General features: G+C 71.0%; 13 protein-coding genes. 4 read left to right on the top strand and 9 right to left on the bottom strand.

The window, feature by feature from the left end; all coding sequences use genetic code 11:
• The 9 genes from ACFVXG_RS45830 to ACFVXG_RS45790 form a co-directional block, all read right to left on the bottom strand.
• On the bottom strand, positions 1–1,275 hold a 1,275-nt coding region (locus tag ACFVXG_RS45830), incomplete at its 3' end, for a hypothetical protein (protein ID WP_387936467.1).
• A gap of 226 nt (positions 1,276–1,501) precedes the next feature.
• Positions 1,502–2,605 (bottom strand): conjugal transfer protein, encoded by a 1,104-nt coding sequence (locus ACFVXG_RS45825; RefSeq protein ID WP_387936466.1) that lies wholly within the window; start codon positions 2,603–2,605, stop codon positions 1,502–1,504.
• Positions 2,606–2,684: 79 nt separating this feature from the next.
• The gene (locus ACFVXG_RS45820; protein WP_387497206.1) at positions 2,685–3,101 is read right to left on the bottom strand and encodes a hypothetical protein; all 417 of its coding nucleotides are present in this window, start codon (positions 3,099–3,101) and stop codon (positions 2,685–2,687) included.
• A gap of 12 nt (positions 3,102–3,113) precedes the next feature.
• The gene (locus tag ACFVXG_RS45815) at positions 3,114–3,500 is read right to left on the bottom strand and encodes an RRQRL motif-containing zinc-binding protein (RefSeq protein ID WP_387936465.1); all 387 of its coding nucleotides are present in this window, start codon (positions 3,498–3,500) and stop codon (positions 3,114–3,116) included.
• Positions 3,501–3,581: 81 nt separating this feature from the next.
• The gene (locus tag ACFVXG_RS45810) at positions 3,582–3,848 is read right to left on the bottom strand and encodes a hypothetical protein (RefSeq protein WP_387497154.1); all 267 of its coding nucleotides are present in this window, start codon (positions 3,846–3,848) and stop codon (positions 3,582–3,584) included.
• 2 nt (positions 3,849–3,850) lie between these two features.
• Positions 3,851–4,036 carry a hypothetical protein gene (locus ACFVXG_RS45805; RefSeq protein WP_387497157.1) on the bottom strand — a complete coding sequence of 62 codons (186 nt, stop codon included), beginning with the start codon at positions 4,034–4,036 and terminating at the stop codon, positions 3,851–3,853.
• On the bottom strand, positions 4,036–4,347 hold the full coding sequence (locus ACFVXG_RS45800) for a hypothetical protein (RefSeq protein WP_387497160.1): 312 nt from the start codon (positions 4,345–4,347) through the stop codon (positions 4,036–4,038). Before ACFVXG_RS45800 ends, ACFVXG_RS45805 begins: the two co-directional genes overlap by 1 nt.
• A 5-nt stretch (positions 4,348–4,352) precedes the next feature.
• Positions 4,353–4,562 carry a hypothetical protein gene (locus ACFVXG_RS45795; protein ID WP_387831217.1) on the bottom strand — a complete coding sequence of 70 codons (210 nt, stop codon included), beginning with the start codon at positions 4,560–4,562 and terminating at the stop codon, positions 4,353–4,355.
• Positions 4,563–4,662: 100 nt separating this feature from the next.
• Complete coding sequence (locus ACFVXG_RS45790; protein WP_387831218.1) at positions 4,663–5,061, bottom strand: hypothetical protein; 399 nt, start codon at positions 5,059–5,061, stop codon at positions 4,663–4,665.
• A 186-nt stretch (positions 5,062–5,247) separates the two neighbouring features.
• Between ACFVXG_RS45790 and ACFVXG_RS45785 the strand changes: the two genes are divergently transcribed.
• The 4 genes from ACFVXG_RS45785 (at position 5,248) to ACFVXG_RS45770 (ending at position 10,258) form a co-directional block, all read left to right on the top strand.
• Complete coding sequence (locus ACFVXG_RS45785) at positions 5,248–5,925, top strand: GntR family transcriptional regulator (protein WP_387459252.1); 678 nt, start codon at positions 5,248–5,250, stop codon at positions 5,923–5,925.
• A gap of 276 nt (positions 5,926–6,201) precedes the next feature.
• A complete protein-coding gene (locus ACFVXG_RS45780; protein ID WP_387936464.1) occupies positions 6,202–7,980 on the top strand; it encodes a DUF927 domain-containing protein in 1,779 nt (592 codons plus the stop codon).
• Positions 7,981–8,080: 100 nt separating this feature from the next.
• Positions 8,081–9,676, top strand: coding sequence for a hypothetical protein (locus ACFVXG_RS45775; RefSeq protein ID WP_387936463.1), 1,596 nt, complete (start codon positions 8,081–8,083; stop codon positions 9,674–9,676).
• A 3-nt stretch (positions 9,677–9,679) separates the two neighbouring features.
• On the top strand, positions 9,680–10,258 hold the full coding sequence (locus ACFVXG_RS45770) for a hypothetical protein (protein ID WP_387936462.1): 579 nt from the start codon (positions 9,680–9,682) through the stop codon (positions 10,256–10,258).
• Positions 10,259–10,309 lie beyond the last annotated feature (51 nt).

The raw sequence follows: 10,309 nt of genomic DNA, 5'->3' as shown, positions 1-10,309 counted from the left end.
GGACCCGATGGAAAGCGCCCAGGAGTTCTGTTCGTCGGCCATCTTCTGGATGACGGGCCGGTCGAAAGTGTCCTGGCCGAGGTAGAACTCGTCGGGGCCGAGGGCGGCAAGGATCTCCTGGACCTTGGGATCCCAGATGTTCACGGCGGCCGGGGGCTCGGGTGCCGGCGGCGTCGGCTTGGGCGGGGGCTTGTGGGTGTAGACGGCGGTGGCGTGGTCGCCCCGGAAGCTGTAGCGGCCGACCCACTCCCCCGGCAGGCGGGAGTTCATCAGCGCGGTGATGCTCTCCTTCTCCATGTCGGAGCCGCGGAACGTCCAGGGCAGGCGCAGGGCGATGCGGGCGTCGTCGGCGTCCAGGCGGGCAGGGAGCTGGAGCCAGCCCGCGGCTTCCTCCTCATCGGGGAGCTTCAGGTCCTCGCGGAGGACGACCCAGAGGCGGGGGCCATAGACGACGTCGTCGCCGGGCCGGATGGGGGCCATGCGGGGCAGGAGCGCGCCCAGGGCGGCGGTGGCCAGGACCGCGACCAGGACGGCCCAGACGTCCCAGGCCGGGACCAGGGCGAACACCAGGAGGGCCGTCAGGATCACGCGGACGAGGCCCCGGGCGGCGTAGGGCCAGCACGGCCAGTTGCCCAGGATCGGGGCGGTGGTGCGGTACGCGGCGGTCAGGCCACGCCAGACGGCGCGGTCGAGAGCCGAGGCCCGGTCGGCGGCGCGGAAGGTCCAGCGCAGGGCGGCGACGGCCCGGTCGAGGGTGTGCGAGCCCTTGCCGGAGTAGGTCCGGAGCCAGGCGGCAGCCTTGCGGGCCCAGGGGCTCGGCTGGCGGCGGGGCTGCTTCACCAGGCTGATGCGGGGCGGGGCCCAGGCAACGGAGCCCATGGCGGCGGCGTCCTCCTGGTCCTCGCGCTGCACCCGGGTGCCGGCGGACCAGGCCGTCGCGGTCGAGCGGGCGGGGCCCCGGAGCTCCCGGCCGCCGTAGAAGCGGGCGGTGCTGCGGGCGGCACGGTAGAGGAACTTCGCGAGGCTCCAGGCCGCGAGGAACGGGGCCTTCCAGCTCACGTGAACGGTGGGCCGGGCGGTGACGGCGCGGGCCTTCTTACGCTTGCGGGACTGGTCAGCCATCCAGCCGAGGAGGAAGAGGCCGCCCAGGAGGCCGAGGTCTCCGCCGGGGACGATGCTCGCGGCGGCGTCCCAGAGGAACGTGAACGCGTCCGCGAGCCACCCCCCCTCCTGGGCGTCCGGCTCGGGTGCTGGCGCCGCGAGTGCGGCAGTCATGCTGTGCACGGGAATCCCCTCGTGTGCTTGGGGACCTGGCCGCCCGGCAGGCTGGTTCTCTGGCAGGAGTGGGGCCTGCCGGGCGGTGATCCTTCGATCATTTCGGGTGGATCTGACACCGTGCGTCATCTGGCCTGTGGACAGATTTCGGACGGTCCCTTCACCTGGTAGAGGTGTCGGAATTGGCGGCCGTGTGACACTCCGGCCGGATCGATTTCGGGCGGGGTCAGAGGTACTGGCCCGCGTGGGCGGCGTCGTCGGTGGACGTCTGCGCGGATGCCTCGCGGTGGTACTTGGTGACCGTGGACTTGAACGCGTTGTCGTCGGCGGGGCGGTTGTGGCGGGTGGCGACGGCGTCCAGAACGGTGCGGACGTCGTGGACCCCGTCCGCGACCATCGCGAAGACGTCCGCGCGGATGGACCGCTTTTGGGGCTTCTCGGTGCCGACAACCTTCAGGTCCGGGCGGACACTTTCGGTGTCTTCCTCCTGGTCAGAGGCGGTCTGGTTCGGACGTCCGTCCGTATCCGTGCGGATGGTGGACTCCTGGCCTCGTGAGTTCATGACGTCATGAGCGGATGCGGCGGGGAGAGCGGGGCGGGTGTCGGCGGATACGGCGGGCAGGGCCGGGGACATGGCGGCCGGGGCCGCGCCGAACATCCGCTCAAGGGCGACGTTCGCGCCCGCGCCGATGCGGTCGCGCTGGATGTCCATCAGGTCCGCGCCGAGGCGGACGTCACCGGAGCCGACCTTCGCGGCGAGCTTCCAGGACTTCTTCTCGGACGCCTTGCGCTTGGACTTGTCGGGGTGTCCGGTGGCGCGGGCCTGGTGGTAGGCCAGGTCCCGGACGATGGCAGCGGCGCGGGCCTCCGCCTCGATGTCGCGGCCTTCCTTGTAGACGACGACGCGGCGGGACAGGAACGCGATGCCCTCGGCCGCAGCGGTGATTGCCATCGGGGTGAGGCCGTAGACGATGGCCTGGCCGAGGTCGGCGGCGGCCGTCGCGCCCATCGCGGCGGCGGCTGCGGGCAGAGCCCAGAGTCCGGCGCGGACGAGGGCCGGGGCCGACTGGCCGAGGAGGGTGGTCACGAGGAGGACCAGGGCGAGGACGGCGGTTGCGCCCTCACCAGCGGCGAGCGCGCCGACCGCCGTGCCCTCGCCGTACTTCGCGCCGAGGTTCGTGTAGGTGCCGACGCCTCCGGCGATGCCGACCGCGATCATCGGCACGATGGCCGCGATCAGGACGGCGCGCTGCATCGTGGTGAGCTTTCGCAGCACGGGGCCGGCGGGCGCGGGGGTCTCGATGGTGGGGTTCTCGATCTGCGTGTTCACGGGGTGTCCTTTCGGCCTGGTGACGTCATGACGTCTCGGGCTCATGGCGTCACCAGCAGAGGGCTGACGCTGGTGGGGGCTACTTCTTGTTGTCTACGGCGGTCTGGGCCAGGCCCTTGAGTCGGGAGACCAGCCACCCGGCGGCGACGATCGCGCCCACGGCGGTCAGGCCGACCGGGACGGCGTTCGCTCCGATCGTCCCGATCAGGCCCATGAGGGTGCCTCCGGCGATGACGACCAGCCCGGCGACGCAGCCGCACAGGACCACGGCGACGACCAGGAGGAGGACGACGTTGACCACCAGCTCGCGCTGGGCCGGGGACATCGAGGAGGTCTCGGGGAGCTGCACGACGATCTGCTGCGGCTGCTGGCCGATCGTGTAGTGGTACGGGACGCCGTCGCGGAACTCCACGTTCGGCGGGCGGTGGTGCGCGGGGGCGGCCTGGCCGGGGAACGGCTGCGGGAGGTGCCGCTGCTGGGGGATCTCGGGGTTCATGGTCGGTTCCTCTCAGGCCGCGAGCGCGGTCGTGGGGTGGTCGGCGCATCCCGGGCAGCAGCCCAGGGACGTCGGGATGACGTAGGGGTAGGTGATCGTGCAGAGCGGACAGGTCCGGCGGGCGCGCATCATCGCGGCGACGGCGCGCGCCCGGCCGGGGGTCATCGGCCTCACCGGGAGGGCGAGGTCGAGGCGGTAGAGGTAGGCGGCCCGGACGGGCCGGGTGCGGGTGATCGGGTCGCGGCGGCCGTGCCAGAGGACCTGGGCGGCGACGTCCTGGCCGCCGGGGCGCAGGCCCCGGGCCCGGAGCTGACGGCGGGTGGCCAGGCCCTCGGGGGCCAGGCGGCGCGGGAACGTCGGGAGCCCGTACGTTTCGCCGGTCGGGTCGTAGAACTTCACTTCGGGTCACCTCCTCTGCTGGTCAGGTCGATGTGGTGGCGTCGTGGCGTGGTGAGTCCACGACGCCACCAGGGGGGTAGGTCACTCGCGCAACCGGCGGGCACTCACCATGGGCCTCCGGCGGGTACTCACCACGGGCCTCCGGCCGGCACGGGCACTCACCACGCGGTGTGTGGTGAGTGCGCCGATCAGGGTCGGCAGGCAGTAGGCGAGGGAGACGGCGAGGGCTCCGACGGCGGCCACGGCCAGGACCAGGAGCCCGGCGGAGAGAGGCATCCCGCCCTCACTCACCAGACCGGCCAGCCCGGCGGCCACCAGGAGCGCGGCCAACTCAGGGGTGCGGGCCACGGTCACCACCAGCCCTTGCGCTTGCCGGGCACGATCATTCCGGCGTGGCCGTTGCGCATGTGGTCCACGCAGGCCGGGCAGTCCTCGCGCGGAGCGAGGTGCGCGTGCTGGGCCCGGCTGTCGTACGCGTGGAGCCAGCACTGGCGGCACTCACCAGGCGGCGGGTTCACCGCCTTCTCGCTCGGCATCAGAACCAGCCGCCCTTCTTCTTCTCGCGGCGGGCGGCGGCCTGGTCGGTGAGCTGCTGCTGGCGCTCGGCCTCCAGGACTCGGACGTCGGCGGCGGCCTCCTCCTCGGCCCGGGACCAGATGCGCCCGGCGGCCCGTTCGGCGGCCGGAGCCGTCTTGCCCCGCACCGCCTTGGCGATGCCGACCGCCTGGAGGCCAGCGAACTTCGCCTGGTCCCCGGGGCGGAGCGAGGACTGCTCCTGGTTGCGGATGCCGGACAGTCGGCTCTTCGCCGCCGCGATCTCGCGGTCGATCTTGCGGGTGTTCGCCACGGCGATCAGCCCTTCCTCGGGTAGGTGTGACCAGCGGGCGGGTATGGCTCGCCGGAGAGGGTCACGGAGGCGTCGATGACGACCTCCTCGAACTGGGTGAGCGGGAGGTCGAGGCCCTGGCGGCGGGACTCGTACGCGGTCTCCAGGCCCTCCAGGAGGCGGCCGGTCCGGGCGTTGTCGTCTGCCGCGCTCTCGCGGCGGCGGAAGATGCCCATCAGCAGGCCCCGCAGGAGCCACGGTTCGTGTCCGCGACGTACCAGGCCCCGCAGCCGGAGCACTGCCACATGTGCCGTAACGCGGCGATCAGCGCGGCCATCAGGCGGCCCGCCTGGAGGTTGCAGCGCTCGGAAGGCCGCGCTTCACGGCCCGGTCGTTCGCGGTGTTAGCCACGCAGCACTCGCGGCACGTCTCACCGAGGCGGAGGTGATGGCGGTACGCGCGGGGCGTGCCGCACACGTAGTCCCCGAGCGGGGCGACCACCAGCTCGGGGAACCAGCGGCGGATGCGCTCCGCCGGCACACGGAGCTGGGCGGAGATGGTGGTGGCGCTGCCGCCGTGGGCGACGAGGATGCGCGCGGCCTCGTGGAGCTCCAGGCCGGTCATGCCCTCGGGAGCCCGGCCGTTCACGGCGCGCTCGATGGCGATGAGGTCCAGCTGACCGCGCATGGTCGCGGTCCGCACGACGGGGATGAACGTCGTCTTACGATCAGACACAGGATCGGTCCCTTCTGTCTGGCAGTTGGGTCGGTCTCAGGCCCTGACCTGTGCTGAAGACACAGGTCAGGGCTGATTTGTGCGATCGAAGAAACTTCCCATAGGAAGTAGCTTCCTGTAGGAAGTTAGGGCAAGATCTGGGGTACCGTCAAGAACATCCGATAGGAAGTACCCAAGGAGGCGAAGATGGCAGGGACCGTGGCTGGCATGGCTGCATACCTGAAGGCCCGAATCGATCTGGGAACGCTGGCTGCGGGCGACAAGCTGCCTCCGACGTCAGCCCTGATGAAGCAGTTCGAGCTGAGCGACAACGCGGTCTACCGAGCCATCGCGCTGCTCAAGGCAGAGGGCTACGTCGAGTCGCAGCAGGGAAAGGGCGTTTTCGTCTCTGACCGGCGGAAGCTGATCGCAGGGGCTATGCGAATCAAGGGCATTACCTCCCCCGGCGAGACCATCCACCACAAGCTAAGCGCCCGCGTCCAGGCTCCTGGCTGGGTGGCCGCTGACCTTGGCGAGGGCGAGTGCGTGAACCGGGTTCGCACAGTGAACAAGGGCGACGTCGTGCTCCAGGCGTCCCAGTCCTGGGTCCACGTGGACGTTGCAGAGGTCGTTCCCGAAGTCGATCTCCCCGAGGCATGCAACCCCACGTGGCAAGCCGTCTACGAAGAGCGCTCTGGTCACCCTGTGACTGCTGCCTCGAAGACAGTCGATGCCCGGATCACCACTGCTGCGGACCGAGAAGCCCTGGGGTTGGATGCAGACTTCGCGGTCCTCGTCATGCGCAGCGTGTACGTGACCGGAGACAAGGTCATCGGCGTGGGCGAGGGCATCTACGCACCCGGTCACCCTCTGGCGATCTCCTGACCGGATGTGGTGTCCCTACTGCGTGTAGGGGTGTCCACTCCGGCGCGTAAGCTGCCGAACCACAACTAAAGATCCAAAACAGAAAGCCGCGCCTTCCCAAATCCAAGGGGGCTCCATCAGGGGTCGAAGCCTGATGGAGTTCGAAGCCTCAGAAGAGGGATGACGCGGCTGAGCAAAGCAGGCTCACCGCGAGTGTAAGGCAGGGGCGGGGAGATTTCTCCCCCACCTCGGCCGACGTCACCTTCTGTGGTGGGCCGTGATGAGAGGCGACGTCGCGTGACCCACCAGACGCAGACCGAAGAGTCTGCCGACGTCCCCCCGCAGAAGCGGGGCGGGACAGTATCGAACCTCCAGCGGGAGGGGAGCCCGGTCGGGGCTCGGCCGATCGCGGGCCTGAAGGCGGGCTGGTTCTTCCGGCCCGTGGACCGGATGCTGCTGCACCAGGCTTCCAAGGATGCACCGACGCTGCCCGTGGGCGCGGTGCCGCTGGTCCTGGGCCGGATCACCTACCGCATGTCCGACCGGAAGCACACGAAGATCGCGTACCAGCTCCACAGCGAGGAAGGGCCCCGGATCGTCTCGGCCGAAGAGGTGCTGGACGGCACCTGGGCCGACCGGCTCGGCCTGCGCCGCCCGACGACTCCCGACGAGCGGCACGCGTACGCCCGGATCTTCGGTGAGGACGTAATGGAGGCCGGGGAGGTCCCGGCCCTGCCGGTGAAGGACTCTGACGGCGGGCTGGTCCTGCCCGACGCGGACGCCCAGGAGTACGGCTATCTGCGGGTGCGCGAGGTGGACCAGGAGGCCGCCCGCAAGGGCTGGGCCCGGATCATGGCCCTGGCCACGCAGGCACCACTGACCACGCTGGTCATGTCCGCGATGTTCTCCGGCCCGCTGATCTCCAGCCTGCACGGCGTGCCCGCGCACATCCTGAACCTGACCGGCGGCGGGCAGATCGGCAAGAGCAGCGTGCAGCAGGTCATGTGCGCGCTGATGGGCGACCCGTCCCCGGACACGGGCGAGCTGTTCGGCTCGATGAACAGCACGGGCCTGGCCCTGCCGGAGGTGCTGATCCAGGCGCGTTACCTGCCGATGTGCCGCGAGGAGACGTCCTCCTCGGCCCTGTCGCTGCCAGAGCTGGAGAAGCTGTTCCAGCGGATCGTTGCCGGGGCCAAGCGCGGACGGCTCGGCAAGGGCAACACCGTGGTGAAGTCGGTCGGGACCTGGCACTCCATCTTCATCACGTCGTCGAACGAGTCGCTCCACCGTCAAGGACAGGTCGAGTCGCTGGCCTCCCGGCTCCTCCAGCTCAACGGCCCGTTCTTCACCGCAGCCTCGGCCACGGCCGAGGCGTTCGACCTGGCCCAGCGGTTCCACGGCTGGCCGCTGGTCTGGGCGCGGGACGCAGAGTTCTTCAGCGCGGAGCGGGTGACGACCTGGCGAACGCTGCACACGGAGATCGTGGACCGGCTGGCGACCGAGGAGACCCGCGAGTCGGGCGGAATCCCGCTGACCCTGGCCCGCATCCTGTCCGCGTGGTGCGTGGGCGCGTACATGCTCGGGGAGCTCCTGGCGATGCCCGAGCTGGGCGCGATGGCCGAGGAGGACGCCCGCCGAGAGCTCCCGCGCATCCTCGGGGAGGCGATCGAGCACCACCTGACACCGGGCCAGATCCTCTGGGAGAAGGTGGCCGGCGCCATCGTCCAGGAGCCCGCCGCGTGGGTGCAGTCCACGGTCCTCAACCCGCAGGCGTGGGGGGCCATGGAGGTCAAGCCGCGGCGCGTGCTCGGCTACGTCCACCAGGGCCAGGTGTACGTCTACGTCGCGACGATGGCCGAGCTGGTGAAGGCGGGCGGGATCGACTCCCCAGTGCCGGGCGTACATCTTCGACCCCACGGCCGCCCAGGAGGCGTTCGCGGACCGCGAGACACCGCCGCAGGTGACCCCGGATCAGGCTCCGGTACCGGACGACGACTCGGCCACCGTGGCGGCCGAGAGCCGGGCCCTGGAGGCATTCCGCAAGAGGGAAACAGCAGTACAGGACACGTCCGATGACGTCGCCGCGTCGCGGCGTCATGACGTCACCAGTCCCGTGCAGGCCCCGCCTCGGCCGACGTCCCCGCCGCGCGTGGTGTTCCCGGCCCCCGAGGAGCGGGTGACGGACCGGCCGTTCGCGTCGCTGTCCGCGCGGGCGACCGGCCGCACGCTGTCCGCGACCCGGTTCGGGGTGCTGGGCAACGGGGTGCTGCACCTGCCGAACTGCGAGCCGGTGAAGGTGCCCGTGCCCTCCTCGGTGGACGACGTGCCCGCCCTGGTGGCCGCGTACGGGCTGAAGACGCTCTGGGTCCACCAGGAGGCGATGGAGGCCATGGGCCTGCCGACGTTCGAGGAGCGGCGCGAGCTGGGCATGGCCCAGACCCGGGCGGCCAAGGGCCTGGCCGAGGACCAGCCGGTGAAGCCGCCCGGGGCGATGAACCCCGTGGCGCACGCCTGGGCAATTCCGGGGGCCGGGTCGCCGGTGGCCGAGCTGCACCCGGCCGGGCTCACCGCATGGATGACGCTGGTCCTGGCCGACGAGAACGCGCGGGACTCCCGGGTCACCGTGGCGGTGCCCGCCTATGAGCACCGGTTCGACAAGGCCAAGCAGCCCGGCCGGGGAGGATGGGGCGGAGCCGAGACCCCGGAAGTCCTGCTGGACGCGCTGATGGTCTACCTCATGTCCACGCTGCACGGCACCCAGGCCCGGCCCAAGGTCGTGCCCTATTTCCAGGGGCCGAACCAGACGGGCGAGGACATGGCCGGCGGGAAGGGCCGGACCGAGGTGCTGTGCCAGGCCGTGCGCAAGGGGGCCGTGCCCCCGGCCGCTCAAGGGCTGCGGATGGTGCCGCTGATGGTCCCCCAGCTGTGGCACCGCGACCCGACCGAGGCCGAGCGGGCGGCCGGGTGGCTGCACCGGTACGACAAGACGGCGGCCTGGCTCGGCGCGTACGGGCCGACGAAGCTGGGCATCGGGGAGCCGACCCACGGCGGTGAAGGCACCCCGTTCGACAAGGCGATGGCCGGGTACTGGCGGCTGGCCGACGTCCCCGGCACCGGCCTGCCGGGGCATCCCCGGTTCCAGTTCCGCGAGATGCCCGAGGGCGGTTACTGGCTGCCGACTCCGAGCGTAGATCTCCTGATGGAGCAGTACCCGGAGTGGTCCCCGAAGGTGCTGGAGTCCTGGCACTGGGAGAACTCCCGCGCGGCCCTGTCCGGCATGTACAAGCTGCTGTCCACCAGCCGCAACCGGATCGTGGCCGCGATGCAGGACGGGCGGCCGGGCGCGAAGTGGGCCAAGCAGGTGCACGGCCGGATCTACCAGTCGTTCCGTGGTTACCTCTCCCGGAGCGAGCACAAGACCGACCACGCGACCGGCGGCGACTGGGCCAAGGACGTCTACTTCCGCCCCGACTGGGCGCACATGCTGATCGCGGCGGCGACCGCCAACCTGTACCGGGGCCTGGTGAGGTTCGCGAAGGAGGACGGCCGCCTGCCCCTGAGCGTCTACGTGGACGCGGCCACCTACGTCAGCGACGCCGCCGACCCGATGGCCGCCAAGCCCGCCTCCATGGGCATCGGAACCGGCGGCCGGGAGTGGAGCATCGAGGGCCAGGCCCCGATGCCCGAAATCCTGGAGATCCTGGACGCACCCGAGCACAAGACCGGCGCGCACGGCGCGCTGGACCAGCACCTGTCCGAGCGGGGGGAGTGACCCATGGCGAAGTGGTGGAAGCTCGGGTTCGGCAAGGACGGCCAGGAGCAGCAGCCCGAGCCCGTACAGCCGGAGCCGTCTCCGGAGCCCGCACCGCAGGAAGCAGCCCCGGCCGAGAAGCCGAAGAAGCGCGGGGGCGGCCTGCTGGGTCGGCTGTTCGGGCGGAAGAAGAAGGAGCAGAAGGAAGAGCCTCCGGCTCCGCCTGTTGAGCCTTCGGCTCCGGCCGAGAAGACCGGCCCTGCCGCGCCGGAGCCCTCGGGCGAACAGCCCGTCGCTGGGGAGGCCGGGGGAGAGAGCCACGAGGGCGAGGGCGGAGGGGAAGGCCCGGCCACGCCGGAACGGACGTACCCGCCGTTCCTCCATGTCTCTGCCGAGGGCGACTGGGTCATCTCCGACACCGAATGGACCGGGACCATGTCCGGCACCGTGCACGGGGCCGATGTGAAGACGTTCATCGACGCCATGGAGGGCAAGGGCGGACCCGACTATTTCATCGCTATCCCCCTGATCGCGGAGGCGAACGGCATCACCGGCGGGCTGATCGACGTCCAGCGGTCCACCATCCGCAGCTTGGACTACTGACCCCCCGTCGCGCACGCCAGAGGGCCCGTCCGTGGTGGACGGGCCCTCTGG

Origin of the sequence: Kitasatospora sp. NPDC058162 (genome assembly GCF_042884005.1) — a bacterium.
Lineage (GTDB): Bacteria > Actinomycetota > Actinomycetes > Streptomycetales > Streptomycetaceae > Kitasatospora.
Note: the sequence above shows the minus strand (reverse complement) of the source record. Positions and strands in the feature narration are given on the sequence as shown.